At 68.3% G+C, this 24,221-nt stretch carries 29 protein-coding genes and 2 pseudogenes; 16 read left to right on the top strand and 15 right to left on the bottom strand.

All coding sequences use genetic code 11. The annotated features are described in order from the left end of the window. Positions 1–96: 96 nt before the first annotated feature. Both ACIA8G_RS41820 and ACIA8G_RS41825 read right to left on the bottom strand, forming a co-directional pair. Positions 97–1,584 carry a carboxylesterase/lipase family protein gene (locus ACIA8G_RS41820; RefSeq protein WP_396424371.1) on the bottom strand — a complete coding sequence of 496 codons (1,488 nt, stop codon included), beginning with the start codon at positions 1,582–1,584 and terminating at the stop codon, positions 97–99. A gap of 5 nt (positions 1,585–1,589) precedes the next feature. Next, the gene (locus ACIA8G_RS41825; protein WP_396424372.1) at positions 1,590–2,156 is read right to left on the bottom strand and encodes a TetR/AcrR family transcriptional regulator; all 567 of its coding nucleotides are present in this window, start codon (positions 2,154–2,156) and stop codon (positions 1,590–1,592) included. Positions 2,157–2,224: 68 nt separating this feature from the next. On the opposite strand from ACIA8G_RS41825, the gene ACIA8G_RS41830 reads away from it, so the two are divergent. The 3 genes from ACIA8G_RS41830 to ACIA8G_RS41840 all read left to right on the top strand — a co-directional run bounded on the left by ACIA8G_RS41830 (position 2,225) and on the right by ACIA8G_RS41840 (position 4,645). Then, on the top strand, positions 2,225–2,800 hold the full coding sequence (locus tag ACIA8G_RS41830; RefSeq protein ID WP_396424373.1) for a hypothetical protein: 576 nt from the start codon (positions 2,225–2,227) through the stop codon (positions 2,798–2,800). Between the two features lie 5 nt (positions 2,801–2,805). Further along, complete coding sequence (locus tag ACIA8G_RS41835) at positions 2,806–3,543, top strand: hypothetical protein (protein WP_396424374.1); 738 nt, start codon at positions 2,806–2,808, stop codon at positions 3,541–3,543. A gap of 265 nt (positions 3,544–3,808) precedes the next feature. Further along, the gene (locus ACIA8G_RS41840; protein ID WP_396424375.1) at positions 3,809–4,645 is read left to right on the top strand and encodes a cellulose binding domain-containing protein; all 837 of its coding nucleotides are present in this window, start codon (positions 3,809–3,811) and stop codon (positions 4,643–4,645) included. A 12-nt stretch (positions 4,646–4,657) separates the two neighbouring features. On the opposite strand, the gene ACIA8G_RS41845 is transcribed toward ACIA8G_RS41840, so the two are convergent. From ACIA8G_RS41845 to ACIA8G_RS41855, 3 genes are all read right to left on the bottom strand, one after another. Continuing rightward, positions 4,658–5,704 carry a M4 family metallopeptidase gene (locus ACIA8G_RS41845; RefSeq protein WP_396424376.1) on the bottom strand — a complete coding sequence of 349 codons (1,047 nt, stop codon included), beginning with the start codon at positions 5,702–5,704 and terminating at the stop codon, positions 4,658–4,660. A gap of 68 nt (positions 5,705–5,772) precedes the next feature. Further along, positions 5,773–6,183, bottom strand: a complete 411-nt coding sequence (locus tag ACIA8G_RS41850; RefSeq protein WP_396424377.1) for a hypothetical protein — start codon at positions 6,181–6,183, stop codon at positions 5,773–5,775. Continuing rightward, positions 6,180–6,734: an RNA polymerase sigma factor gene (locus ACIA8G_RS41855; protein WP_396424378.1), complete on the bottom strand. Its 555-nt coding sequence runs from the start codon at positions 6,732–6,734 to the stop codon at positions 6,180–6,182. Before ACIA8G_RS41855 ends, ACIA8G_RS41850 begins: the two co-directional genes overlap by 4 nt. A 108-nt stretch (positions 6,735–6,842) precedes the next feature. Here ACIA8G_RS41855 and ACIA8G_RS41860 point away from each other — a divergent pair, with 108 nt between their 5' ends. Beyond that, positions 6,843–7,019 carry a hypothetical protein gene (locus ACIA8G_RS41860; RefSeq protein WP_396424379.1) on the top strand — a complete coding sequence of 59 codons (177 nt, stop codon included), beginning with the start codon at positions 6,843–6,845 and terminating at the stop codon, positions 7,017–7,019. A 4-nt stretch (positions 7,020–7,023) separates the two neighbouring features. Here ACIA8G_RS41860 and ACIA8G_RS41865 read toward each other — a convergent pair whose 3' ends face one another. Next, a complete protein-coding gene (locus ACIA8G_RS41865; RefSeq protein WP_396424380.1) occupies positions 7,024–7,809 on the bottom strand; it encodes a DUF6183 family protein in 786 nt (261 codons plus the stop codon). 10 nt (positions 7,810–7,819) lie between these two features. Then, complete coding sequence (locus ACIA8G_RS41870; protein ID WP_396424381.1) at positions 7,820–8,311, bottom strand: FBP domain-containing protein; 492 nt, start codon at positions 8,309–8,311, stop codon at positions 7,820–7,822. A gap of 66 nt (positions 8,312–8,377) precedes the next feature. On the opposite strand from ACIA8G_RS41870, the gene ACIA8G_RS41875 reads away from it, so the two are divergent. From ACIA8G_RS41875 to ACIA8G_RS41885, 3 genes are all read left to right on the top strand, one after another. Continuing rightward, positions 8,378–8,944: a TetR/AcrR family transcriptional regulator gene (locus ACIA8G_RS41875; RefSeq protein WP_396424382.1), complete on the top strand. Its 567-nt coding sequence runs from the start codon at positions 8,378–8,380 to the stop codon at positions 8,942–8,944. 65 nt (positions 8,945–9,009) lie between these two features. Continuing rightward, on the top strand, positions 9,010–9,759 hold the full coding sequence (locus ACIA8G_RS41880) for a M15 family metallopeptidase (RefSeq protein ID WP_396424383.1): 750 nt from the start codon (positions 9,010–9,012) through the stop codon (positions 9,757–9,759). Positions 9,760–9,823: 64 nt separating this feature from the next. Further along, positions 9,824–10,990, top strand: coding sequence for an OmpA family protein (locus ACIA8G_RS41885; RefSeq protein WP_396424384.1), 1,167 nt, complete (start codon positions 9,824–9,826; stop codon positions 10,988–10,990). Here ACIA8G_RS41885 and ACIA8G_RS41890 read toward each other — a convergent pair. Beyond that, complete coding sequence (locus ACIA8G_RS41890; protein ID WP_396424385.1) at positions 10,987–12,204, bottom strand: epoxide hydrolase family protein; 1,218 nt, start codon at positions 12,202–12,204, stop codon at positions 10,987–10,989. The two genes, ACIA8G_RS41885 and ACIA8G_RS41890, sit on opposite strands and share 4 nt — an antisense overlap. Before the next feature lie 55 nt (positions 12,205–12,259). On the opposite strand from ACIA8G_RS41890, the gene coaD reads away from it, so the two are divergent. The 4 genes and pseudogenes from coaD to ACIA8G_RS41910 form a co-directional block, all read left to right on the top strand. Next, positions 12,260–12,670: a pantetheine-phosphate adenylyltransferase gene (gene coaD / locus ACIA8G_RS41895; protein WP_396424386.1), complete on the top strand. Its 411-nt coding sequence runs from the start codon at positions 12,260–12,262 to the stop codon at positions 12,668–12,670. Between the two features lie 46 nt (positions 12,671–12,716). Next, complete coding sequence (locus tag ACIA8G_RS41900) at positions 12,717–13,034, top strand: hypothetical protein (protein WP_396424387.1); 318 nt, start codon at positions 12,717–12,719, stop codon at positions 13,032–13,034. A gap of 265 nt (positions 13,035–13,299) precedes the next feature. Beyond that, the gene (locus ACIA8G_RS41905) at positions 13,300–14,445 is read left to right on the top strand and encodes a hypothetical protein (RefSeq protein WP_396424388.1); all 1,146 of its coding nucleotides are present in this window, start codon (positions 13,300–13,302) and stop codon (positions 14,443–14,445) included. 397 nt (positions 14,446–14,842) lie between these two features. Beyond that, positions 14,843–15,145, top strand: a pseudogene (locus ACIA8G_RS41910) (MFS transporter); the annotation flags it as partial. A 9-nt stretch (positions 15,146–15,154) separates the two neighbouring features. Here the strand turns inward: ACIA8G_RS41910 and ACIA8G_RS41915 are convergent. Continuing rightward, positions 15,155–15,334, bottom strand: coding sequence for a hypothetical protein (locus tag ACIA8G_RS41915; protein WP_396424517.1), 180 nt, complete (start codon positions 15,332–15,334; stop codon positions 15,155–15,157). A gap of 99 nt (positions 15,335–15,433) precedes the next feature. Here ACIA8G_RS41915 and ACIA8G_RS41920 point away from each other — a divergent pair. Beyond that, positions 15,434–16,018, top strand: a pseudogene (locus tag ACIA8G_RS41920) (MFS transporter); the annotation flags it as partial. 262 nt (positions 16,019–16,280) lie between these two features. On the opposite strand, the gene ACIA8G_RS41925 reads toward ACIA8G_RS41920, so the two are convergent. Continuing rightward, on the bottom strand, positions 16,281–17,330 hold the full coding sequence (locus tag ACIA8G_RS41925) for an acyltransferase family protein (protein ID WP_396424389.1): 1,050 nt from the start codon (positions 17,328–17,330) through the stop codon (positions 16,281–16,283). Then, positions 17,327–18,238 (bottom strand): zinc ribbon domain-containing protein, encoded by a 912-nt coding sequence (locus tag ACIA8G_RS41930; RefSeq protein WP_396424390.1) that lies wholly within the window; start codon positions 18,236–18,238, stop codon positions 17,327–17,329. Before ACIA8G_RS41930 ends, ACIA8G_RS41925 begins: the two co-directional genes overlap by 4 nt. Before the next feature lie 500 nt (positions 18,239–18,738). Between ACIA8G_RS41930 and ACIA8G_RS41935 the strand changes: the two genes are divergently transcribed. Together ACIA8G_RS41935 and ACIA8G_RS41940 are read left to right on the top strand one after the other, a co-directional pair. Continuing rightward, on the top strand, positions 18,739–19,092 hold the full coding sequence (locus ACIA8G_RS41935) for a VOC family protein (protein WP_396424391.1): 354 nt from the start codon (positions 18,739–18,741) through the stop codon (positions 19,090–19,092). A gap of 280 nt (positions 19,093–19,372) precedes the next feature. Next, positions 19,373–20,161: a pentapeptide repeat-containing protein gene (locus ACIA8G_RS41940; RefSeq protein WP_396424392.1), complete on the top strand. Its 789-nt coding sequence runs from the start codon at positions 19,373–19,375 to the stop codon at positions 20,159–20,161. A 12-nt stretch (positions 20,162–20,173) separates the two neighbouring features. On the opposite strand, the gene ACIA8G_RS41945 is transcribed toward ACIA8G_RS41940, so the two are convergent. Next, a complete protein-coding gene (locus ACIA8G_RS41945) occupies positions 20,174–20,356 on the bottom strand; it encodes an antitoxin (protein WP_396424393.1) in 183 nt (60 codons plus the stop codon). A gap of 84 nt (positions 20,357–20,440) precedes the next feature. Next, positions 20,441–21,034, bottom strand: a complete 594-nt coding sequence (locus tag ACIA8G_RS41950; protein ID WP_396424394.1) for a hypothetical protein — start codon at positions 21,032–21,034, stop codon at positions 20,441–20,443. Here ACIA8G_RS41950 and ACIA8G_RS41955 point away from each other — a divergent pair. Then, a complete protein-coding gene (locus tag ACIA8G_RS41955; protein ID WP_396424395.1) occupies positions 21,033–22,124 on the top strand; it encodes an agmatine/peptidylarginine deiminase in 1,092 nt (363 codons plus the stop codon). The two genes, ACIA8G_RS41950 and ACIA8G_RS41955, sit on opposite strands and share 2 nt — an antisense overlap. A gap of 7 nt (positions 22,125–22,131) precedes the next feature. After that, positions 22,132–22,680: a TetR/AcrR family transcriptional regulator gene (locus tag ACIA8G_RS41960; RefSeq protein ID WP_396424396.1), complete on the top strand. Its 549-nt coding sequence runs from the start codon at positions 22,132–22,134 to the stop codon at positions 22,678–22,680. Here ACIA8G_RS41960 and ACIA8G_RS41965 read toward each other — a convergent pair. Beyond that, complete coding sequence (locus ACIA8G_RS41965; protein ID WP_396424397.1) at positions 22,677–23,441, bottom strand: alpha/beta fold hydrolase; 765 nt, start codon at positions 23,439–23,441, stop codon at positions 22,677–22,679. The genes ACIA8G_RS41960 and ACIA8G_RS41965 overlap by 4 nt on opposite strands. Positions 23,442–23,641: 200 nt before the next feature. Continuing rightward, positions 23,642–24,178, bottom strand: a complete 537-nt coding sequence (locus tag ACIA8G_RS41970; protein WP_396424398.1) for a TetR/AcrR family transcriptional regulator — start codon at positions 24,176–24,178, stop codon at positions 23,642–23,644. Positions 24,179–24,221: the final 43 nt, after the last annotated feature.

Here is a 24,221-nt window from a genome sequence, read left to right on the forward strand (position 1 = left end):
GGCTCGACTACTACAACACTGAACGCGGTCACACCGCCCTCGATGGTCACCCACCCATCAGCCGCACCCAGTCACCAACGTGACAGCCAGGTACACCTAGTTCCAGAACCCCAACTTGTGCTCGGCCGCGTAGGCGACCCGCCCGATCGCCCCCGGCGCGAGCGACTGCACGTACTGCCCGTCGGAGAACTTCGGCCAGCCAGGCGTCCCAGTGCGGGCGAAGTCCGTCCAGGCTTTGATCATGTGGTCGGACAGCCCGCGGTCCTTGGCGAAGTCGCCGTCGGGGAAGAGGTAGTCGATGTCGGACGAGTGGTTCGCGCCGTGCAGTTCCACCGGGAACTCCGGGTTGGTCGCAGCGTTGCGGTCCGCGAACTCGAACGCATAGGTAGGCGCCTTCTGCGCGTACAGCGAGTTCTGCCGGAACGTCGCCCGCGCCCACACACGATCGGTCAACACCCTCGCCCACGCCTGCTTCGGCGACGCGTAGGCGCTGACCGGGTACTCCCGCTCGATCGCGACGGCCTGGTCCCCGAACGCTTCCCGCAGCAGCCGCGAGTAGTCCTCCGCGGACATCGGACCCGGCCGGAACAGCCCGACGAAGCTGTTGTGCTCGTCGCGCGTGGACCCCACGAGGATCGGCACCTGCGCGAACTCGCCCGCCTCCAGCGAGTCCCCCGGCAGCTTCGGCAGCGCCGTACCGCCGTAGCCGACGGGCTGGAAGATGTTCATGATCTGCGGGTAGTCGAGCAGCTTCTCGACCGGCAGCTGCCGCAGGCACGCGACGTCCGCGCAGCCCAGCTCCTGCATGATCATCGCGCCGATCTCCTGGATCTCCGGCACCGGCCGCCACGCGAGCGACGGCAACGCCTCCAGGTCCGGGAACCAGGCACCCTTCGGCACGTCCACGAGCGTGAACGAGCTGTGCATGATCGCCTTGTGGAACAGCGGCTTCTGCCCGATGAGGTGCGCGCTGACCGCCGTCGCACCGAACGAGACTCCGAACAGCGACACGTTTCCCGGATCCCCGCCGAACGCGGCGATGTTGCGCTGCACCCACTCCAGCGCGGCCCGCTGGTCCAGCAGCCCGAACTCACCGGAGTGCTCGAGCCCCGGCACGCCGAACCCGCCGAACACGCCCATCCGGTAGTTGAACGTCACGACGACGACATCGCCTTGCCGCGCAAGACGTTCGGCGTTGAAGTAGTGCCCTGCCCCGACCGCGCCGTCGCCGTGCACCCACACCAGCACCGGCTTGTGGCCCGAAACCGAGGGCGTGGTGACGTTGGCGAAGAGACAGTCCTCGTCGGTGCTGCGAGTGTCCGCGTAACTGGATCCGACCTGCGGACACGGACTGCCCGGCTTCAGCGCGTCCCTGACCCCGCTCCACGCCGCGGCACGAGCCGGTGGCTGCCACCGTTCGGGCTTCGCCGCGTACGGCACGCCCTGGAACACCAGGTGCCCGTCGCGCTGCTCGCCCCTGACCTGCCCGGTGTCCGTCGTGACCACGTTCGCCGGCACCGCTTCCCCCTTCCCGCACGCGCTGACCAGCAACGCGGCGGCCAACAACAAAGTCCCCCGACGCATGTTGACTACCCTCCTGTGGCTAGTTCGACGGCCGCGATCAGCTCGCGCTCGCAGACGTCGAGATCGAGTGCCCCGGACCGCAGCACGACGCCGTTGCGCATCGCGAGGATGAACACCGCCATCACGTCCGGGTCGAACGCGCGGAACTCACCGTTCTCCTGCCCCTGTCGCAGCAGTGCGGCGAGCGCCACGTGATCGGAGTCGGCGACGCCCCCGTCGGTCACCGCCGCGTGTGCCCTGATCCGCAGGAACGCGAGCATGTCGTCGCGGTGCGCGCGGAGGAACGCGATGTTCGCGCTCAGGAACGCCCGCAGCTCCTCACGCGCCGTGCCCTGGCCCATGCGCTCCTGCACGAACGCCCCGAACCGCGCGAGGACGTCGGCGAACACCACGTCGACCAGTTCCTGCTTGTTCTTGAAGTGGTACGAGATCAGCCCGGTGCTGCTCAGCCCCGCCCGCGCCGCGATCGCCTTGAACGACGTCTCCGCGTAGTCCAGCTCCGCGATCGTGGCGATGGCCGCGCCGACGATCTGGGCTCGGCGGGCCTGCTCCGTGACCGACTTTGCTCGCATGAGCAAAAGTTAGCACAGGCGAGCAAACCGCTTGTGAGACCATTTGTTTCCGAAGGGAACGGGGGAGCATGAACGAGGAGACCGGGCAGTCTCAGACGCACAACGAGATCTCGGGCGAGGCTCAGACAGCCGTACAGGCCGGGACGATCGGTTCGCTGAACATCTACAACTCGCCCTCACCGTTGCTTCCCGTCGACTCCCCGATCGCCGTGACGTGCGAGGTAGAGGCCGACTACGTGATCCAGCACAGCTGGGACGACGCCGTCCCGCTCAGCGGCGGCCTGGTCCGCATCTTCGTGGAGGCCTGTGCGGACCGAGCAGTGCTGCTGCGCGCCCTGCGCCCGACCGTGGTGGCTCGGCGCCCACCGCACGACGGCACGCGGACGAGGAGCATGGGCATCCCCGTGGTCCGCAAGTACGAGCTGGACCTCGACGAGGACCCGCCAGAGCTCACCGGCCCGAAGTTCCTGTACACGGTGACCCCGGACGATCCGGAAGTCTTCGAACTGGACGTCCGCTGCCACCGCTACGACGTCGAATGGCGCCTGGAACTCGACTGGACCTGCGCCGGACGCTCGGGCACGAGCGTCGTCGACCTGGGCGGGCATCCGTTCCGGTTCACCGCCATGCCGACGCAGAGGTGACCGGGGTGGAACCCGTCTTCGAAGTCTGGTTGATCGGCCGGATTCATCTGATCTACCCGCCCAGCTCGGCCACCGGGCCGCGGCCGCTGCCGGTTCAGGTCAGCGGGCACGGCGTCGCGATACGGGTGACCGCACCCGACGAGGCTCCGGTGGTCGTGCACAGCCTGGCGCACCGCGTGGAGGCTCGTCATCCCACTCGGGTGGCCCCCGTGTCGATGGACGGGATGATGGCCGGAGTTGTGATCCCGGACCCGCACGTCAGGGTGTGGCTCGACGAGCCGGCCCAGACGGCTCCCGGACCTGTTCCCCTCGTTCTGCCCACCACGGTTCCTGGCGGTCAGAACGAGATGTTCTTCCTGACCGCCCACACCCGCGAGCACGACGTCGAGTGGGCTCTCGGACTTGAGTGGAGCTGTGACGCCGAGCCGCGCATGGCGAGTTGGAAGATCCGCACCACCGCGGAAAGCACGATGGTGCGCTACCACCCGGACGGCACGGTGACGAAGAACTCCAACCTCCACTCGGAACCCGATCGACCGGAGATCGCCGCCGAGGCCGAGGCCGGCTACCGCACAGAAGCCGAGGGCGGCGACGCCGAAGCGATGTTCCAGCTCGGGATCAAGCTGGCCGAACGCGGCGAACTGGCCGAGGCTCGACGGTGGTTCCAGGCCAGTGAGAAATCCGGCCACGCGAAGGCAGCGGAGTCCGCGGAGTGGATTCGGCAGAGGCTCTCCGAGAAGTGAGTTTGGAACGCCGCCAAACAGCATGCTTTCAGGTTGATCTGCGGCGAATGGGGGAGCCAAACGGATCGGCGGTTCTACCGTCCCCGCATGCCTTTGCGGAGTGGAAGCTGCTGCTGACCCAGGTCAGGTCCGCCTGACCTCCAGAAGGAGACCTCCCGCATTCCGCTGAAAGGCCGTACTCTTCACCGCCGGTCGCCGTTGCGACGAGTCGCATTCAGCACAACGCGGGAGAACGATGAGATCGCTCGGCCGTCTCCACCCTGTCTTGTACACACTCGCGACGCTGCCGGTCGTCGCGGCGTGTACGACAAATGCGGCCGACACCCCGCCACCAGCCACTTCGGTGCCGGGACAGCAGTTCGTCACCATTCAGGGCACGCCTCCGGACCGGGTGACGAAGGTCGTCGACGCCAGGACCGTGCAGCTGTCCACCGGGGTCGAGGCGCGGATTCTCGGGCTGGCGGCGCCGGGTGAGTGCTATGCGGCGGCGGCGCTGAAGTTCGCGCAGGACACCCTGCTCGGCAAGCCGGTGAGTTACAGCCGTGCGTCGGAGGCGGCCATCAACCTGCGCCTGGGCAACAACGACGACTACGCCGCAATGGCGGTGGTCAAGGGTGTGGTTCGGGCTGAGAAGGACGACCCGGTGCTCACCGAACTGGAGAAGACCGCCGAGACGTCGAAGGTCGGCCTGTGGGGATCGCCCTGCAACGGGCAGGACACCACGTCGAGCTCCGCGCCGCCGCCCGTCACGACCACCACCGCGCCGCCCGCACCGCCGGCCGACAAGAAGGACTGCGCCGTCTCCTACCGGGTGTTCGGCTCGTCGAACGGTGGGTTCATCGCCGATGTCACCCTCCGCAACACCTCGCAGATCACGATCGAGCAGTGGGCGTTGCGCTGGCAGTTCCCCGGTGGCCAGAGGGTCGTGCAGGGGTCGAACGCGACCGTGCAGCAACACGCCGCTGAGGTCCTGGTGACCGGCTCCAACAGCGGCGCGTCGCTCAACGCGAATGCCTCGGTGACGTTCCGGTTCACCGCGACGGGCTCGCCCGTGACCCCCGGCTCGTTCGCGGTGCACGGCAGGCCCTGCTCGATCGGCTGAGCAGGCCCACCCCTAGTTGATGCCGACGTCGTTCCACGCAGACCGCACCACACCCGCCACCTCGGCCCCGAACAACGTCTGCGCCGAAGCGACCGTCGCGGCAGCGGCCTCGGCGAAGTTGGAGTTCACGCCGAGTTTCGTGGCGAGCGCGTCGTACCAGACCTTGCCCGCCTTCTCCCAGGCGTTGCCGCCGAGCCGGGTCGCGGCGAGGTGGAACGCCTTGTTGGGGATGCCGGAGTTGATGTGCACGCCGCCGTTGTCGTTGCGCGGGTTGCCGTCGTCGGGCAGGTCCACGTAGTTGCGCATGTGGCCGGGCTGGCGGTCGAGCTGGTGGGCCTTGCCGGGGTCCTTCATGGACCGCAGCGCGACGCCCTGCAGCTGGGTGCCGAGGATGCCCGCGCCGACGAGCCAGTCGGCCTGGTCCGCGCTCTGGCCGAGCGTGTGCTGCTTGACCAGAGAGCCGAAGACGTCGGCCATCGACTCGTTCAGGGCACCGGACTGCTTGCGGTAGCGCAGGCCCGCTGTGTACTGCACGACGCCGTGCGTGATCTCGTGTCCCACCACGGAAAGGTCGCGTGCGAGTGCGCCGGGCTGGAAGACCTTGCCGCTGCCGTCGCCGTAGACCATCTGGGTGCCGTCCCAGAAGGCGTTGTCGAAAGCGCGGCCGAAGTGCACGGAGCTGACGAGGCGCAGACCGTTGCCGTCGACGCTGTGGCGGCCCAGCACGTCGCGGTAGAAGTCGTAGGTCCGGTCGGCGTTGTCGAAGGCGTCGTTGACGGCGGAGTCCCCGACGGCGCCGTCGCCCTCCTTGCGGCGCATGACGCCGGGCAGGTTGCGCTCGTCGCCGCCCTGGACGTCGTGCACCGCCTTGAACTCGCTTGCCGGTCCGCGCAGCTGCCCGGCGTTGAGGCCGAGGAACTGCACTGCCTCGGTGAGCGTGTCGCGCTGGGTGCGCATGGCGGCGGAGGCCAGCAGAGTCGGGATGGTGTCGCGGATGTCGACGTTCCCGGCCTCGGCGAGTTCGATCAGCAGGTGCGCGGGCAGGATGAAGCAGACCATGTGTCGTTACCCCCTCTAATTCCCCTTGTACCAGGGGAGAGGGCGCTGGATAGCCCGCAAATACAGCTTCAGTCCGCTCGGGTCCATTGCGTGACCACCGGCGTGCCGTCGACCGCGGTGACGCGGATGCGCACCATGCCGCTCGGCACCTCGGTCACCGTGAACCAGCCGTCGCTGATCGGCACCGCTCGGCGTGAACGGGGCGTCTCCACCACCGCCTCTCCTGCGGCGCCGATGACGAGCCCGCGGACCACGTCGCCGCTGATCTCCAGGTTCACCGTCACGCGCTCGGACTCGAACGCGAGCAGCACCGGGCCGTCGCCGCGCACGAGCGCCTCGGACTCGACCAGTTCGGCCAGTTCCGCGTCCAGGGCGCGCAGGGCCAATGCGGCGCTCGCGTCGCGCAGCACGCCTGCGGGCACCGGGTCGAACTCGTCCGCGGCGGCGCGCAGTTCGGTGAGGAAGTCGTCGTCGTTCATGACCGTTCCTCCAGCAGTTCGTCGCCCCTGACCAGCGCTTTCAACCGGTTCAGGCAGCGTTGCCTGATGGGTCCGATGCTGCCGACCGGCATGTCCAGCGCGAGGGCCACCTCGGCGTACGCGGGTGGTGGCGAGGCCGTCAGCACCCGCAGCAGCCGCCGGCAGCGGTCCGGAAGGTCGTCGAACACCCGCCACAACGCGGCGTTGCGCTCACCGACGATCAGGCCGTGGTCGACCGGCGGCGCGGGATCGGGGGAGTCGGCGATCTCCTCGGCCGGCTCTGGCAGGCGTCCGGCACGGCGCAGGAGCTGCAGACACTCGTGCCGTGCGGTGGTCGAGAGCCAGCCGGCCAGGCGTTCCGGTTCGGCGATGCGGTCGAGGTGTTCGACCAGCTTGATCCAGGTGCACTGGACGGCGTCGGCCGCGTCGGCGTCGCTCAGGCGGTAGGCGCGGGCGATCGACCACAGCAGCCCGCTGAACTGCCTGACCAGCGCGTCCCACGCGGCCTGGTCGCCACGCGAGGCCGCGGTCAGCGCCGCTGGAATGTCCATGTGCACATGATGCCGCGCCACACGGTCTTGATTCGCGAAATTAGCGCCCAACATCGGTGTCGCGGGTGCATGCTGATGTCCACAGCCGAACCTGAGGACTGATGACAAATGACCAGTGCGACCGCGGCCTCCCGCCACAACTGGGAGTCCGACCTGGAGCGCTACCGGACGCAGGCGGTGACCGTGCTCGAGCAGCACGTACCCGCGCTGACCGGATGCAGCGAGTGCGGCGACCCGTGGCCGTGCGCTCGCGCGTGCACCGCGGAGCTCGTGCTCGAACTCTGACCAGCTAGTCGGTGTCCGTCGCGGCCAGCACGGTCAGAGACGTGCGGTCGGGCGACACCGCGACCACGGCGAGATCCCAGTCGACACCCTCGAACCAGCAGGTTTCCGGGTCGAACTGGTACCAGCTCCACTCACCCGCGCGAGATTCGACCTCCGCGGCGCTCGCGCTTTCCTCCAGCCCGACCAGCCCGGCCAGCGATCGCCAAGCGGCCAATCGGCCGTAGGCGCCGTACGCACCAGCGTTGCAGGCGCCTCCCAGCGACGACGCGGCGAACAACGTGCGCCACACCTCGGCCGGGGTCGAGTCGGCCACCCAGAACCGCTTGGTCTCGCCGTCCGTGCACTGCAGCCCGAGGCTGAGCAGCACGTTCGGGAGAAGTTCCACGTCCAGGGGCTCGGCGAACTCGAAGCCGCGCGCCTCGATGCACCCGTTGGACCCCTCGGTCCAGCCGTCGACGGCGGCGGTCGTGTGCTTGGGGCACGCCGTCTCCGTCGCGACCGGCACCTGGGCTCCCGCGACGACAGTCCGGCCGCCCGTGGGGCCCTGCGGCCTGGTGTAGATGGCGTGCCCGTCGTCCTCGTACTCCGGCAGGTCGACGTGTTCCTCCAGGCTGGACCGCGTGAGCGGCAGCCAGGCCAGCGGGTGGTCGCCGCGCGTGCCGCCAGGCACCGGGACGCCCCGAAGCACGAGCTCGTGCATCAGGCAGGCGCGCTCCTCGGTGGACCGTGCCGAGGACAGTCCCGCACCGCGGGAGGCGAACATGGAGGCGGTGTGCCGATGATCAACCACGGCGCAGAGCCTACGAGTCGACCCGACCGAGGAAAGCCGCCACGTGGCCGAGCGTCCGCTCGACCTGTTCGTCCAGTGTGAGCGACTCGCGGAACCGCGAACCCGGCCCCGCGCTCTTCTTCCCGCGCACGTACAGCGAGCACGCCAGATCGGCGCAGAGGTAGATGCCGACCGAGTTGCCCAGTTGCCCAGACTTACCGCTCTTGCGCGCGGTCATCAGCGACACGCCGTCACCGGAATGCGTGGTCATGCACCACGCGCACATGGTCTTACGGGCGTGCGCGGCCGGGGCGGCACGACGCAACGCGATACCGACGAGCCGGCCGTCCAGCTCGATCACCAGGTACGAGCGGTCGGGGGCGGCGGGGTCGCGCCAGCCCAGGAAGTCCAGGTCGTCCCACGGGCGGTCGGCGAGATCCTTGGGTACGTGCATGCGCTTCGCCTCGCCCTTGGTGGAATTGACGAAGGACGCGCGGATCTCGCGTTCGGTGAGCGGCTTCATGACCAAAACGGTAGGTTTGCCTAGAGGTCCTAGGCAACTAATTAAGGACCCTAGGAAGGGTGGCGCATGGCACGCGCGGGGCTCACGGCCGACCGCCTCACGCAGGCGGCGGCGGACCTGGCGGACGAGGTCGGCTTCGAGAACGTGACGGTGTCCGCACTCGCCCGCCACTTCGGCGTGAAGGACGCGTCGTTGTACTCGCACATCCGCAACGCTCAGGACCTGCGCGTCCGGGTCGCCGTACAGGCACTCGCCGAGCTCGCGGACCGGGTCTCGGACGCGCTGGCCGGCCGTTCGGGCAAAGACGCACTGGTGGCGTTCGCGAACGCCTACCGCACCTACGCGCACGAGCACCCCGGCCGGTACACGGCGACGCAGATGGCGCTGGACCCGGACACCGCGGCGACCAGCGCGGCCGGCAAACACGCTGAGATGACCCGCGCGATCCTGCGCGGCTACGACCTGTGGGAGCCCGACCAGACCGACGCCGTGCGGCTGATGCACAGCACGTTCCACGGGTACGTCTCGTTGGAGCGCGCCGGGGCGTTCCACAACCACCCGCGCGGGGTCGAGGCGTCGTGGACCCGTGCCCTAGACGCACTCGACTCGCTGCTGCGGGCCTGGCCGGCCTAGGCCGTTGTTCCGCTGATCGGTCTGGGCCCTTCGGCGCAGGCCTGCCCGCTGCTTGGATGACCGACATGCGCGCCCTGATCACTGTGCTGCTCGCGATCCTGCTGACCACGCCCGCGGCCGCCCAGGCCTCACCGGCCGGGTTCGTCGCTCTGCGCGACGTCGACCCGACGATCCTGCACGACATCCGGTACTACACCGCGCACAACTTCGTCGGCGAGCGCATCGACGGCTACCGCGCACCCCTGTGCATCCTGACCAGGCCCGCCGCGCTCGCGGTGCGCAAGGTGCAGCGCGAGATGCTCGCGCAGGGCTACACGCTCAAGGTCTACGACTGCTACCGGCCGCAGCGCGGTGTCGACCACTTCGTGCGGTGGGCGCGCGACCTGGCCGATCAGCGGATGAAGCCCGAGTTCTACCCGCGGGTCGACAAGACGCGCCTGTTCGAGGACGGCTACATCGCCGAGAAGTCCGGGCACAGCCGTGGCTCGACGCTGGACCTCACGATCGTGAAGCTGCCCGCGCGCCACCAGCGGCCGTACGTGCCGGGGGAGCGGCTGGTGGACTGCGCCGCGCCCAACCGGTTCCCGGACAACACCGTCGACATGGGCACCGGGTACGACTGCTTCGACACCCTCTCGCACACCGACGACCCGCGGATCACCGGTCAGGCCCGGGAGAACCGGCAGCTGCTGAAGTCGGCGATGGTCGGGGCCGGGTTCCGGAACCTGCCGGAGGAGTGGTGGCACTTCACGTTGAACGGCGAGCCGTACCCGGACACCTACTTCAACTTCCCGGTGTCGCGCCACTCGGTCTAGGTCTGTCCGTTCGGATGCCCTTTAGGACAGTGGCTGCGGCCGTGCGGCGCAACACGATGGAGCCATGACCAAGGCTCGGAAAGACCGTGCTGCGCCGGAGACCCCGGCGCAGCAGTCCCGCACCCGTCCCGCCGAGTCGGTGGTGACCGAGGTGCAGCGGCAGGCGGGCAACCGGGCCGTGGCCGGCCTCCTCGCGGTGCAGCGCACGTCCTACCTGGCCGCGGAACGCCGTGACGCCGCCGCCAGCCCTGGCGCAGCGGTGCGACATCCGCCGGGGCCACTCCCACCGCAGACGATCGTGCTCGCCGGCTTCGCCCCGGACTCGGCCGAGCTCAAACCGGCGCACCGGGCCCTGCTGGACCAGCTGACGGTGAGCGAAGGCCTGCCGCGCCGAGCGCGCGTCGTGTCGGTCGCCGGTCACACGGACGCGGTCGGTACCGCCGCTCGCAACTCGGCGCTGCGTCAGCGCCGCGCCCAGGCGGTCCTCGCCTACCTCGCCGGCCACGGCATGACCGGGGGAGCGGCGTCCGCGGGAACCGGTTATCTCGACGGCAACGACGCACCGTCAGGTCGCGCGGCCAACAGAGCGGTCGTGATCCTCCTCGAGGCGACCCCGAGCCCTGCTCCCGCGCCCGAACAACCTTCAGTGGACGCGGGCCCCCGCCGTGACCTCGACGCGGGGGTGCCCGACGGTCCGCGCGACGCAAGCCTGCCGGGCGGCCTCGGCAACACCCGCGACCTCGACGCCGGGCTTCCTCCCGCCCCCGCGCCGCCGGTGCCGGTGGAAATCGACGTCGGCGACGAATACGACGCGACGGGGTGGCTGGAAGGGTTCTTCCGCACCGGCGAGGTCTACATGTCCGACGTGAACAGCATGGTCACCAACGTGCTCGCGGCAACGGGCGGTCAGCCGATCTCGCGCCTGGACGTGCGCGCCCACGGCAATCCGGCCCAGATCATCATCGGCTCGGACGTCGTCACGGTGTCGAACTTCGGCAGCTTCCAACCGGTGCTGGCCCGGCTGCGGGGCCACTTCTCCGCGGGTGGGTTCGTCCACTTGGAATCGTGCACCGTCGGCCAGAACCGCGCGCTGCTCAGGCGGTTCGCCGCGGCCCTCGGGGTGCCGGTCTACTCGGCGACGGGCAACTACAACAACATCCTGCGGTTCAACACCGGCGACTACGTCGTGTGCCAGCCTGACGGCACGTGCACCGCGACGACACGTCCCTAGTCGTCTTGCCGTTGCCACCGGAAGGTGCGGCGCAGGTCGCTCACCCAGGCCTCGGGGTTCTCCCAGGGGATGAAGTGACCGCCGCGGTCGTGCGCGTTGACGTTGACGTGGTTGAACCAGCGGGCCATCGGCCCGGACTTGAACGCCCGGACGCGCTCGTCGGCGGTGTGGATGCCGGGCGGGTTCTCGTAGGTGACGAAGGTGATGCCGACCGGTGCCTGCACGACCGGGGTGCGGTCGTGGGACGGCGTCCAGGGGTAGCGGTTGGCGTTGGCGTAGTAGCGCATCGACGTGGCGATGGAGTTGTTCACCCAGTAGATGGTGGCGTGGGTGAGCAGGTCGTCCTTGGTGAAGACGGACTCGACGTCGCCACCGTTGTCGCTCCAGGCGTTCCAGCGCTCCAACAGCCAGGCGAGCAGTCCGGCGGGCGAGTCGCTCAGCCCGTGGGCCAGCGTGGCGCCGTCGAGCATGTGCACGGTGAGGTGGGATGCCCAGCGGTGGTCCTGCTCGATGATGCGGGCGCGGATGTCGGCGGGCTGGTCGTCGGTGAGGGGCCGGTTGCGGGCGAAGTCCCACGCGCGGGGGCCGTTGAAGAAGTCGAGCGGCAACCCGGAGCCGATGTGGATGCCGTACAGCGCGTCGGCGTATTTGTGGCCGAGCTGACTGGAGACGATGCCGCCGATGTCGCAGCCCCCGGCGGCGTACTTCGCGTAGCCCAGGGTCTCGGTCATCAGGGTGTGCCAGAGGTCGGCGACCTTCCAGAAGTTGACGTCCGGAAAGCCGGTGAGCGGGCCCGGGAATCCGAAGCCGGGCAGGGACGGCACGATGACGTCGAACGCATCAGCGGGGTCACCGCCGAACGCGGCCGGGTCCGCCAGCGGGTCGATCACCTTCGACCAGTGCCAGAAGGTCCACGGCCAGCCGTGGGTGAGGATCAGCGGGATCGGGCTGGGGCCGCGGCCGGGTTTGCGCAGGAAGTGGACCGGGATACCGGCGACGCTGACCTGGTAGTGGTCGTAGGCGTTGATGGCATCCTCGGCCTTGCGCCAGTCGTAGTCGTTGCGCCAGTAGGCAACCAGTTCATGGAGGTAGCTCGCCGGGACGCCGTAGGACCAGTCCTCGTTTGCCTCGTCCAGTGGTCGACGGGTTTGGGTGAGGCGGGTGCGCAGGTCGTCGAGGACCTCGTCGGGGACATGGATCGGGGTGGGCTCCACGGGCCTCAACCGTAGACCCACACGGGGTGACCTCGCGGAGCTAGCATCCCAAGCCATGCGCGCCGTATTCCCCGGCTCTTTCGACCCGGCCACGCAGGGACACCTCGATGTGGCGCACCGGGCCGCGGCCATGTTCGACGAAGTCGTCGTGTGCGTCCTGACCAATCCGAAGAAGACCGGCCGGCTCCCCCTCGCCGAACGACTGGCCCTGCTGGCCGACATGACCAGCGATCTGGCCAACGTCACGGTGGACTCCAGCGCCGGCCGCCTGCTGGTCGACTACTGCCGCGGGGCGGGTATCGGCGTGATCGTGCGAGGCGTACGCACCGCGCGCGATCTGGAGGACGAGCTGCCGATGGCTCAGATGAACCGCCATCTGAGTGGCCTCGAAACGCTCTTCGTCCCGACTGATCCCGAGCGGGCGTACATCTCCTCAACCCTCATCGCGGAGACGGCCCAGCGGTAGCTGGTTGCGTCTCATAGAGGTTGACCCGCGAACATCGGGGGATCTGATGGCGAACGGACCGATCACGCCGGAAGGACGGCGCAGGCTCCGCGAAGCGCTGCTGGAACTGCCCGGCCACGATGCGGGCGCGGAGCCTGCGACCAAAAGCGAGGTCGACATCCTCAGCGAGGTCATGGTGATGCTCGCGTTCCACGGGATGAACGTGGCCCGGCGGGTGCGCTCGGGCGCGGCTCACGGACTGAGTGGTAACCCGCGTGCGGCACAGCTACTCGACGAGTACGAGGAGCTCGTCACGAGGGCAGGCTCGCTCTCGCAGCAGTTCCTCGGCCTCGCGAAGCACTTCGATGAACCGGCCAATTCATGAGGGAATCATCTGATCGGCGGAGACGGGCCCCGGTGCGCCGCTAGGTTCGCGCACGGGTAGCCCCTCCGCCCCAGCATCTGTCATCACACCGCCCGAAGATCAGTAACGACTTCGGCACTACGAAGCCCACCGGCCCAAGGCAGTCTCTTGTCCAAGTCTGACCTCCGATAACGTTCACTTATCGGCGGTCAGATTTTTCGTGCCCAATTGGGTAGCGTTGCGTTGGATAACGTAACTGCACACGTAATTCTGCTACGATATTGCCGTGGAGACGAGCTGCAACTTCCCCGACTGCGAGCGCCCCGTTTTTCGAGGTGGCGGGCCGGGCAGGCCTTCGGAGTACTGCGACCTGCCCGAGCACACGCGCTGGCGGGCGTGGCGGGAGCGGCAGCGGCTGGCCGCGGAGCCCGAGCAAAACCTGGAGGTCGTCACCGTGACGAATCTCCCGAGGGTCACCGGTACCGCCAAGATCAGGGCCGAAGAGCTCCTCGACCGCTTCCGGGTGCTGTCCGAGCAGATGACGCAGACCTTGGGGCGGGCGGTCGGCGAGTTGAACGCGATGGCGGATCCGAGCGTCGCGGAGAGCCAGATCCAGGCCGCGGAAGCCGAGGCCGCTCGCCGGGTCGCTGAGGCTCAGGTGTCGCTCGCGGCCGCGGAACGGCGCCGGCACGAGGCGGAGCAGGCGCGCAAGGCGGCTGAGGAGACGACGGAGCAAGCCGTCCGGGCTGCCGAGGAGGCTGACGAGACTGCGGACACCGCGCTGACCGAGCGGGATGAGGCTCGCGCGGCCGCGCGGGCTGCCGAGGATCGGGCCGAGGCGGAGATCGCCGAGGTCAGGGTGCAGGCGGCGGCAGTGATCGAGGAGATCCGGGCTGAGGCGGACGAGAAGGTGCGCCAGGCGCTCGCGGCCGCGGAACAGGCTCGGGCGGACGCGGTGAAGCACGCGGAGCAGGCCCGGCGGCAGGCCGCGAAGGAGATCGAGCAGGCTCGCGTGGAGGGCCAGGCGGAGGTCGAGCGGGCGCGGACGGAGGCCGCAGCCGCCGTGCAGGCCGCTGACCAAGCTAGTGCCGATGCGTCAGCCCAGGCGGAAAAGGCCCGTCTGGACGCTGCCGAGACCGTCAGCCGGGCCGCCAAGGCGCGCGATCAGGCCGTCGTGCGGGCGGAACGTGCCGAGCAGACCGCCGCTGACGCCCGCACCGAGCTGGAGCGGACCCGCGGCGAGGTCGAGGCACGGCTGGCGCAGGTCAGGCAGGAAGGCGTCGAGCAGGTCGGGGCCGTGCGTCAGGCGTTGGCGGCGGTCGAGGACGCGCGGACGCAGGTGCTGACCCGTGCGGAACGGGCGGAGCGACAGCTGGACGAGGCAACCGCTGAGCTGCGTGCGTTGCGCACGTCAGCAGCTCAGCAACCCTGACCACGTTGCACCGCGGTCTGTGGGAGGGGAGCCGCGCGGCGGCTTGGGTGGTATGTCCCAGACGCTCGCCAGATCGAGAAAGGCCACCAGCTCGCATTGAACGCCGCCGGAACGAGCTTGACGCGGCTCCAGGCGACCTCGCACTGACCACCTGGGGACTGGAACCGCCGGGTGGGCCATCTCGGCACGGTGACCAGATCGGCGGCCTCGACCACCTGCTGCGGTCGGGCGCGCTGGCCGTCGGTGCAGGTAAAGCGCTCGTACCTGAGCGATGTCCGGGACTATCCTGCCCGGAACGTTGATCCACAGTTAGGGAGCTGACATGCGCATCGGCTTGGTGACGGTCCCCGTTTCGCTGCGAGGGCTTACCGCGCGCTGACAGGTCACCGCCGGTGTAGTGCTCCTCGCCGCGGAGCGGTCTCGAGACGACCGTTTCCTTTCCTTGGCTCGAGGAGCTCTTTTGCGTGCCCTTGTATCCGCACGTCTAGGTGCGGACTTCACCCGACTGTGGACCGCTGCGGCGGTCTCGAACATCGGTGACGGTGTCACCATGGCCGCCGGTCCGCTGCTGGTCGCGGCGGTCTCTGGCAATCCGGCGCTGATCGCCGGCGCTGTCTTCGTCCAGCAGCTGCCGTGGCTGTTGTTCGCGCTGATCAGCGGCGCCTACGTGGACCGGCTCGACCGGCGCCTGCTCGTCGTGGTCGTCAACCTACGCGACGCTCTTTCTCCTGGGTACCGGCGAGAGCCTGGCCGACACCGCGATGGGGGCGCTGCTGCCGTCAGTGGTCGCGCCCGAGAACCTGCCGAGCGCCAACGCCCGGCTGTCCGCCACCTTCACCATCGGCAACCAGTTGGTCGCCAAGCCCTTGGGGGCGTGGTTGTTCGTCATCTCGGCCGCCGTGCCGTTCGGTCTCGACGCTCTGACGTTCGCGGTGGCAGCGGCCCTGCGCGTATCCGCCCGCCATCGCCCGGGCCGCAACGTCTACACCGGACATCGCTGCGTGCCGAGATCGGCGAAGGGGTGCGGTGGTTGTTGCACCATCGCCTCTTGCGCACGTTGGCGGTCAGCATGGGCTTGGGCAACATCGCGTTCTCCGCGGCGTTCGCGGTGTTCGTACTCTACTGCCGGCAGCGACTCGGCCTGTCGGACATCGGCTACGGCTTTCTGCTGACCGCATTCGCGGTCGGGGGTCTGTTCGGTAGCACCGTCGCGGCAAAGCTCGCTCGCACGTGCGGTAGCGCCGCAGTGCTGCGAGCGGGACTCCCCATCGAGGTCGTCACACACCTCACCCTGGCAATGACGACAACGCCGTGGGTGGCGGCCGCCACCCTGGTCGTCTTCAGCGTCCACGCCATGGTGTGGGGCATCATCGTGGCCTCGATCCGCCAGCGGATGGTCCCTTCCCACCTACTCGGCCGGGTCGGCAGCGTGTACGCGCTGCTGGACCTGGACGGAGCCGCGGTGGGTTCCCTGCTCGGGGGCCTTCTCGCGACGGTCTGGGAGATCACGGCTCCGTTCTGGGTCGCCGCGGTGTTCGTGAGCTGTGACCGCACTTGCCGATCAAGGGCATGATCAATGTTGGTGAGAAGTGACCGCACTCGGCGGTGTGACGCTCCAGCTTCGACGTCGGAGGTGTCCGTTGCCGGTAAATGTTGTCCCCAGTGTCATCAAAGTCTGTCCGGACACGGATTTCTGCCGCTTGAGTCTGTCTGGTTGCGGCGGAGCGACCAGGGGATGGGGCGATCCAATGCTCCATGTCCTGGCCTTTTGTGTCGATAGCTGATCAACGAGGTCGGTCGCCAGAACTGTCACATCACCTGAGGCCGGAAACGTACTAACGGATTCTCTCGACTGGCCGGAACACCAGCACGAGAAGAACCAGGCACACAGCGTCCACAACGAACCACAGCGGCCGTTGCGCGACCCAGTCCTTGCCCGAAGACGCGTTGTCCGCGACGCCGAACGACGCGAGTAACAGCACAGCCAGCAGTACCGCGGTCATGTGCCACAGGTAGATCGTCATGGTGCACCCGTTCAGCCGCCGCACCGCGGTGTCGGCCCACCGCCAGGCCAGCACCGCAGCGCCGGCAGGACGGCACAGCAGCACAAGACCGGCCTGCAGCACCCCGAGCGCCGCGATGCACACAGTCGGCGGGCTCATGTTCGAGAACGGGAAGCCGGGGCCTCCTCCAACGGCAGCCGGGTACCACCCGGTCGCCGTGAGCCCGAGAAGCGCCGCGAGTCCCCCGACCATCAACAGCACGGCCGTCCGCTGTCCGGAGATGCGGCAGTGCCCCAGCGTGTGCGGCACCAGCCACGCCAGCACAAGGTTCAGCCAGCCCACGAGCGGTACGTCGAACACGAACCTCACCACGTCAATACCTGCCGTGGCGCCGCAGAACGCCAGCGGCACTGCCAGGCCGAAGCGATCGGTCAGGCGAGTCGTGACCGGCGTGAGCGCCACCAGGATCAGGTAGACGCCGATGAACCACAGCGGTCCGAACGGAAGGACGCCGCGCCAGCCGACCCAGCGCCACAAACCACTACCACCGACGTCGAGTACGTGCAGTACCAGTTCGACTGCCACCCACACCGCCGCGAAGAACGCGAGCGGGGCCAGCAGCCGCTTCACCCGCTTGAGCAGGAACGCACGCGGACCGTACTTGGTGCACGTGCTGTGGTTGATCATGCCGCCCACGAACAACAGCGCGGGAGAGCTCACCGCGAGCCAGCCGAAGACGCCGAGCCACGGCATGGAGTCGACGATGCTGACCGCACCGATCTGGCCGCCGCCTTCCCACACCCTCGCGGTCAGCCAATGCACCACCACTACCTTCAGTACGCAGAACACGCGGACGAGATCCAGGTAACGGTCGCGCGTCACGGGCAGAGCGGAGTCAGCGGCGCCGGCAACGCCCCGTCGCGCGCCGCTGCGATCAGCTGTGGTGCGCGCAGCCGGACGACCCGCCCGAAGATCTTGTCCTCGGCCAGAGACAGTCGGCACGTCGCCCGCGTCTGCACCTCCTTGGTCGGCACCCGCCGCAACGTGTTTTGCCCCGGCGCGAGGCGACCGGTCCAGCGAGGCGACAAGACCGTCGTCCACTGCGCGTCCGCCGCGATCACGTAGCCGACCAGCGTCGTGTTCCCAGCGATCGTGATCCGTTCCAGTGGGACCCATGTCGTCGGCCTTTCCAGCAACCACAGCACCAGGACGATGACGAGCCCGACGACCACACGGCGCGACCACTTCATGAACCGCGTCGTGAACGGCCGCCGGCGTCGCGCGATCACGGCGACGGTCACCGCGACCGCCAGTGCCAGCGCGAAGTTCAGCCACGGGCTGGTGAAGAACAACAGGAGCAGCAGGACGGTGAGCACGATCTGCGGCAACGTCCTGGGATCGGCGAGCAGCAACGGTTTCGACCGCCTGGCGACGTGACCCCGGTGGACCATGGCACCGGTGGCGAGCAGCCACCAGCACGTGACGCCGGTGAGGATGAGCAGTTCGAGGGGCAGCTGCACCATCAGAACACCGACCAGGATCGAGGTCAGGCTGCTGGAGTGGACGATCTCCAAGGTGGTCACACCCTCGAAATCGCCGGCCTTGTGCACCTGGAACGCGACGTAGAGGAACGTCGCGAGCGAGACGACGATCGTCGGGTGCGACCGGATCCACCGGTTCAACGCCAGCCCTTCGGCGTGGTCATCGAAGCCGTGCTGGCAGTACCGGCAGCGCCGGGCAGCGTCCTGGACCGACTCCGCGCACTGCGGACACGTCTTCAGCGGGCTCACCGGTACTCCTGGACGTCAAGTGATCACCAGTTGACTTGTCGTCCATGCAGACCACGTCGTTAGCGGCTGTTCGGGTGAAAACGGGTTCTTGTCGAGGGCGATCATCGACTCACCGTCCGGGCGACGCCGCGCACGAGAACGGGTCGACCAGAGCAGGAGCGGCGATCGGTACGACGTCGGTGGGCACCAGACAACAGACTCAGGACCAGCCCGGAATTGGTGTCAATGACAATCGGACGCGGTGGCCGTTACAGGGTCGACGGAGTCCAGCTCGACGATGCTGCGATCCAGGCTCTGCTGCGTTGGCCACCCAACCCCGAATCGTTCGGCAGAACATCGGGCGAACTTGAGTGGCAGAAACCCGTGTCCGGACAGACTTCGATGACACTGGGACAGCCTTCACTGGCAACGGACAGGAGACATCGACGCTCCCTCATCCGGAGCACTACGCATCCTCCCACCGCACGCAACCACCTTTTGACGCAATCGAGAGGCTACATATGAAGGTCGGCATCACCATCGACTGCCCAGACCCCGATCAGGTGGCCGCCTTCTGGGAGAGGTTCCTCGGCTACGTGCGACGTACGGACCGTGGGGGCGGGCCCTACGTCACGATCGACCGGCCCAGCGGCGTCGATGGGCCGCCGCACTTGACCTTCCAGAGGGTTCCCGAAGCGAAGACCACGAAGGGCCGAACGCACCTCGACCTGTTTGTCGAACACGCGGCGCCGATGGTCGACGAGATGATCGCTGCCGGCGCGACTTCCCTCACGATCACAGAGGCCGGCGAGTGGACGACACGGGTCCTCCAAGACCCGGCAGGCAATGAGTTCTGCGTGATCGGCCCAGACTGAGGCGTCGGATCCCCACAGTCGACGGGGCGACGGGTGTCCCAGAACAGGCGAGCGAACTCGCTCGACCCGCGCCATCAAAGTGCCGGTCGATGCCGACCATCCTGACTCCTGCGGTCACATGCCACGAACACACCCACCGTGACCGCAGTCAGTGCGGTCACGACCGACGGACAAACGCGGTCACTTCACACAGACAAAGCCAGAATTGGGACCGACCGTCACGAGGTGACCTTCGAGGGGACAGCAACGGTCGCTGAGCTCGCTAGTAGGCTGATCTGCGATGGACGAGCTGAGGGGCGACTGCGCCAACTGCTTCGGGTTGTGCTGCGTCGCGTTGCCGTTCGCGAAATCAGCTGACTTCGCGGCCACCAAGGACGCCGGTACGCCGTGCCGCAACCTGCTGGCCGATCACCGGTGCGGCATCCACGACCGGTTGCGGGACAAGGGTTATGCCGGCTGCACGGTCTACGACTGCTTCGGTGCGGGGCAGCGGGTGTCGCAGACTGTGTTCGGGGGCAACGACTGGCGCACCGGTGAGCGGCAGAAGATGTTCGCGGTGTTCCCCGTGGTGCGGCAGCTGCACGAGCTGCTCTGGTACCTGGCGGAGGCGCGGCACCTCGATCCGCACGAGGACCTCGACGCCGCCTACGCCGAGGTCGAGCGGCACACCACGGCCGCGCCGGACGAGATCCTGACGTTCGACGTCGCGGAGATCCGGGCGAAGGTGAACGTCCTACTGCTGCGCACCAGCGAACGGCTGCGCACGAGCGCGAAGTCCTACCGGGGCGCCGATCTGATCGGGGCGCGCCTGCGGAACAAGAACCTGAGCAACGCCGACTTCCGCGGCGCCTACCTGATCGGCGCCGATCTCACGAACTCGAACCTGACCAGGGCCGACATGATCGGTGCCGACCTGCGGGGGTCCGATCTGTCCGGCGCTGACCTCAGCACGTGCCTGTTCCTGACGCAGCCGCAGGTCAACGCCGCGCGCGGCAACGCGAAAACGAAGCTGCCCGCGGCGTTGACCTTCCCCGCGCACTGGCGCCAGGACGGCACCAGACGGCGTTGAGGCCAGGCGGCGTTACTGCTGCGGGTTCTGGTCGCGGTCGAGGTACTCCCGCGCCTTGTCCTGCACCTTGTCGACCTTGTCGGCGTGCTGGCCGCCGGTCCGTTCGTCGATCATGTCCCCGGCCTTGTCGATCCCCTGCTTGGCCTGGTCCGGGTGCTTGCCGAGCATTTCCTTGGCCTTGTCCATGAGGCCCATAGGGGTCACCCCTCCTGCTCCGAATGGACGTACCCGCCCTGGGTTCCCCGTCGGCAGCGGCCTACACCACTCGATCGGGCGGAGTCAGACGAGGTTCAGGAAGATCTCGGTCATGTCGTCCTTCACGGCGCTGACGAGTTTCGGGTCGTTGATCTGGGACTCCTCGATCGCGAAGTGGTCCTTGGCCGACCGGTGCTTTCCTTTCGGGTCGATGACTTCGCTGGTGGTGTTGAACCGCTGATTCGTCTCGTCCCACTTGTAGAAAACGTGGTTGTTGTACGCGCGAGTCAATGTGAGATGGCATGGGGTCCACGGGTCGCTGTCCGTGCGCAGGTCTCCTACCGGCGACTTCGTGACGGTGATGTGGGCGTCGAACACGTCTTTGCCGAGCGTGACCTCCATCCCTTCGAGGTAGACCCACGCCCCGTTTCCGCTGTATTTGACGTCGACCTTGTCGTCGTCGAACGAAATGACGCGCAGCTTGCTCTTGGTGGTGTAAGGGATCTTCCGCCAATTGTCCTCGGCAGTGCGCATGGACGGCATCAGCCACCTGCTTTCGAATAGTGGGTCCGTGCGGAAGTCGTCGTGAATAGGGGCGTTGTTACGCAATTCCTGGTGAGGTGTCAGCGGGCCGGTCGCATTGACTGAAATTTCAGTCAGGACGTACGCTCGCGGCATGCGGCGACGAACCTTCGTGCAGTCCGCCGCGGCCGCGATCACCGGATTGCTGGGCGGCTGCGACGGCGAGACCAAGAGCGACACCAAGCACGACAAGGCCACCGGTGTGATGCCCGAGGAGGGGCAGCCGCATCAGCGCACGTGGATGGCGTTCGCGGTGGCCGAGCGGATCTGGGGTCCTGAGCTGCGGCCGCGGGTGCAGCGCGATCTGGCGACGATCGCGACCACGATCGGCCGGTTCGAGCCGGTGTCGATGCTGGTGCGCCCCGGCGATGTGGCGCAGGCCAGGGAGTTGGTGGGGGCGAACGTCGAGCTGGTCGAGGCCGAGTTGGACGACCTGTGGATGCGTGACACCGGGCCGGTGTTCGTGCGCGACGGTCAGGGCAGGGCCGGGGTCGACTTCAACTTCAACGGCTGGGGCGGCAAGCAGGAGCACCGCAGTGACGCGAAGGTCGCCGGGTTCGTCGCCGGCCGTGCCGGCGTCTCGCGCACCCGTACCGATCTGGTGCTGGAGGGCGGGGCGCTGGAGGTCGACGGTGAGGGCACGGCGATCATCACCGAGAGCTGTGTGCTCAACGGCAACCGCAACCGCGGCTGGAAGAAGAGCGACGTCGAGGCGGAGCTCGCGCACCTGCTCGGCCTTCGCAAGGTGATCTGGTTGCCGGGTATCGCCGGGCGCGACATCACCGATGGCCACACCGACTTCTACGCCCGGTTCGCCGGTCCCGGTGTCGTGGTAGCGGGACTGGACAACGACCCGGCCTCGTTCGACTACGAGGTCACGCGCCGCCACCTGGAGATCCTCAAGCAGGCCACGGACGTGCACGGCCGGCCGTTGCGGATCGAGGTGATGGAGGGGCCGTCGGACACGCGGGTCCGCAGCGAGGACTTCGCGTCCGGGTACATCAACTTCTACGTCTGCAACAGCGCGGTGATCGGGCCGCAGTTCGGTGACGCGAAGGCCGACGCCGCAGCGAAGGCGACGATGGAGCGGCTGTTCCCCGGACGTACGGTGGTGCAGATCGACATCGACGGCATCGCGTCGGGTGGTGGCGGTATCCACTGCACCACGCAGCAAGAACCCAGGTGAGGACACCGTGTCGGAGCGCAGGACCCAGATGCTCGAGGCCGCTGTCCGCGTGATCGCGCAGGACGGTGTGCGCGGGTTGCGTGTCGAGAAGCTCGCGGCCGAGGCCGGGGTGTCGACGGCGTTGATCTACTACCACTTCAAGGACCGGGCCGGGATCCTGCGTGCGGCGCTGGAGCACGTGAACCACCGCGCGCAGGTCTACACCGACCGCGACGCGGTGTCGGATGATCCGCGCACGCGGGTCGAGCAGTTGCTGCTGGGTGAGCTGCAGGACGTGGCGCAGGTGCGCGAGACGAGTGTGGCGTGGGGTGAGTTGCGGGCCAGCGCGGTGTTCCACGAGGAGCTGCGCGAGCCGCTGGGCGCCACCACCGCGGCCTGGAACTCGGATGTCGAAACCCTTGTCCGGCAGGCGAATCCGGACGTCGATGCCGCCGCGGCCGCTGAACGTCTCACCGCGCTGGTCGAGGGCCTGAGCGAACGCTGGCACAGCGGCTCGGTCACCCTCGACCGGGCTCGTGAGCTGCTCAGCGGTGCGATCGGCCGCGAACTGGGTTAGACGGACAGGCGCTGCTGGGCGACCGCGCGGGCGAAGCCCTCGACGTTGTCGATCATGATGTTGTGGCCGGTGTTCGGCACGGAGACGAGCTGCACACCGGCGGTGGCGAGTTCGCGGGCACCGGTGGGCTGGGCGTCCTCCGGGTGCAGCAGGACGCGCGGGATCTCCAGTTCCAGCAACAGTTTCCGCATCGTCGGGGACGTGCCGCGGACGAGGTCGACGGCGCTGCGGTAGAGGGCTTCGCGGCCGGCCATGCGCATGGTGGCGGCCCAGTGCGGGCCGACGTCGCGCAGGACGCGCTCGAAGCCGTGGGCGAGGAAGTCCGCCTCACCGTAGGCGGCGATGCCGCGGCTGCCGGGTGCGCCGAGCGAGGGCGTGGCGGGGTCGATGGTGGGGTCGACGAGGACGAGCGAGCGGACCATCTCGGGGTGGCGGGCGGCGAGCACGATGGCGACGGCGCCGCCCATGCTGTGGCCGATGATCTCGCTGCGCCGCAGGCCGATCTTGGCCAGCGCCACGGCCAGCGCGTCGGCGTGGCCTTCCAGCGAGTAGGCGAACCCGGCGGGGCGGTCGCTGATGCCGAACCCGAGCAGGTCCATCATCAGGCTGCGGCGCCCGGCGAGCAGTGGGTGCGCGACCGCTTCGGCGTAGTAGGGCGCGGAGGACGCGCCGAGGCCGTGCAGGTAGACGCGGGCAGGCGTGGCACCCGGCACCTCGACCCAGCGGATCCGGACCCCAGGTCTGATCTCGACGGCGCGCATGTGTCTCCCCGCGGCGGTGTTTCGGCTTCAGGACCCTACCTCGCGCACCCCCCGACGTGAGACCGGTTTCGAGAGGCGGTTCTCACCTGAGCGCCGCCGAATCCTAGGCCGTGGACACGCTCCCTCACAGAGCGAGAGCGGGCTTGCGTGCTATAGGCGGCAAGGGTTCCGCCATGTGCCAGCACCAGGTCAGGCCCGGTTCAGTTCAGGCCCAGCGCGGCGCGTGCCGCCGTCACCGTGGCGGCGCGCAGCTCGTCGAACGGTGCGTCGGGGAACTGCATGGTGCAGTCCTGCATGCCACCGAACGCCAGCACCGCGCGGGCCTCCTGCTCCAGAGTGGGGGCGTCGCCGAACACGAGCCGGGTGAGGCGGGCGCGCCAGGCCAGCACCATGTCGACCAGGCCGAGCTCGGCGAGCGTGGTCATCTCGGTGAGCAGGAGCAGCATGTCGCGGCGGTGCCGGTGGTGGAAGTCGAAGAAGCCCTCGATCAGTTCGAGGGGCGGCACGTCGCCGCGTGCCTCCATGCGTTCGAGGAACCGCTCGCCGTCGTCGAGCAGCGGCGTCACGATGCTGCGGACCAGGTCCTCGCGTGAGGAGAAGTGGTAGTAGAGCGCGGGCTTGGTGATGCCGAGGCGGTCGGCGATCTCCTGCAGGCTGGTCTGCTGCACGCCCTTGGTCGCGAACAGCTCCCGTGCGGTCTGCATGATCCGCTGCTTCGTCCCCGACGGTTTGGCCACCGGTGAAGCATAACTTACTTACCAGTCGGTAAGCCGATGGGGT

The sequence above is a fragment of the Lentzea sp. NPDC051213 genome, assembly GCF_044455585.1.
Lineage (GTDB): Bacteria > Actinomycetota > Actinomycetes > Mycobacteriales > Pseudonocardiaceae > Lentzea.

Bases quoted from the DNA above. Each gene is read 5' to 3' on its own strand.
- ACIA8G_RS41820 (WP_396424371.1), bottom strand. From the start codon at position 1,584: ATGCGTCGGGGGACTTTGTTGTTGGCCGCCGCGTTGCTGGTCAGCGCG.
- ACIA8G_RS41825 (WP_396424372.1), bottom strand. From the start codon at position 2,156: ATGCGAGCAAAGTCGGTCACGGAGCAGGCCCGCCGAGCCCAGATCGTC.
- ACIA8G_RS41830 (WP_396424373.1), top strand. From the start codon at position 2,225: ATGAACGAGGAGACCGGGCAGTCTCAGACGCACAACGAGATCTCGGGC.
- ACIA8G_RS41845 (WP_396424376.1), bottom strand. From the start codon at position 5,704: ATGGTCTGCTTCATCCTGCCCGCGCACCTGCTGATCGAACTCGCCGAG.
- ACIA8G_RS41850 (WP_396424377.1), bottom strand. From the start codon at position 6,183: ATGAACGACGACGACTTCCTCACCGAACTGCGCGCCGCCGCGGACGAG.
- ACIA8G_RS41855 (WP_396424378.1), bottom strand. From the start codon at position 6,734: ATGGACATTCCAGCGGCGCTGACCGCGGCCTCGCGTGGCGACCAGGCC.
- ACIA8G_RS41860 (WP_396424379.1), top strand. From the start codon at position 6,843: ATGACCAGTGCGACCGCGGCCTCCCGCCACAACTGGGAGTCCGACCTG.
- ACIA8G_RS41870 (WP_396424381.1), bottom strand. From the start codon at position 8,311: ATGAAGCCGCTCACCGAACGCGAGATCCGCGCGTCCTTCGTCAATTCC.
- ACIA8G_RS41875 (WP_396424382.1), top strand. From the start codon at position 8,378: ATGGCACGCGCGGGGCTCACGGCCGACCGCCTCACGCAGGCGGCGGCG.
- ACIA8G_RS41880 (WP_396424383.1), top strand. From the start codon at position 9,010: ATGCGCGCCCTGATCACTGTGCTGCTCGCGATCCTGCTGACCACGCCC.
- ACIA8G_RS41885 (WP_396424384.1), top strand. From the start codon at position 9,824: ATGACCAAGGCTCGGAAAGACCGTGCTGCGCCGGAGACCCCGGCGCAG.
- coaD (WP_396424386.1), top strand. From the start codon at position 12,260: ATGCGCGCCGTATTCCCCGGCTCTTTCGACCCGGCCACGCAGGGACAC.
- ACIA8G_RS41900 (WP_396424387.1), top strand. From the start codon at position 12,717: ATGGCGAACGGACCGATCACGCCGGAAGGACGGCGCAGGCTCCGCGAA.
- ACIA8G_RS41915 (WP_396424517.1), bottom strand. From the start codon at position 15,334: ATGACGAACAACCACGCCCCCAAGGGCTTGGCGACCAACTGGTTGCCG.
- ACIA8G_RS41935 (WP_396424391.1), top strand. From the start codon at position 18,739: ATGAAGGTCGGCATCACCATCGACTGCCCAGACCCCGATCAGGTGGCC.
- ACIA8G_RS41940 (WP_396424392.1), top strand. From the start codon at position 19,373: ATGGACGAGCTGAGGGGCGACTGCGCCAACTGCTTCGGGTTGTGCTGC.
- ACIA8G_RS41945 (WP_396424393.1), bottom strand. From the start codon at position 20,356: ATGGGCCTCATGGACAAGGCCAAGGAAATGCTCGGCAAGCACCCGGAC.
- ACIA8G_RS41955 (WP_396424395.1), top strand. From the start codon at position 21,033: ATGCGGCGACGAACCTTCGTGCAGTCCGCCGCGGCCGCGATCACCGGA.
- ACIA8G_RS41950 (WP_396424394.1), bottom strand. From the start codon at position 21,034: ATGCCGCGAGCGTACGTCCTGACTGAAATTTCAGTCAATGCGACCGGC.
- ACIA8G_RS41965 (WP_396424397.1), bottom strand. From the start codon at position 23,441: ATGCGCGCCGTCGAGATCAGACCTGGGGTCCGGATCCGCTGGGTCGAG.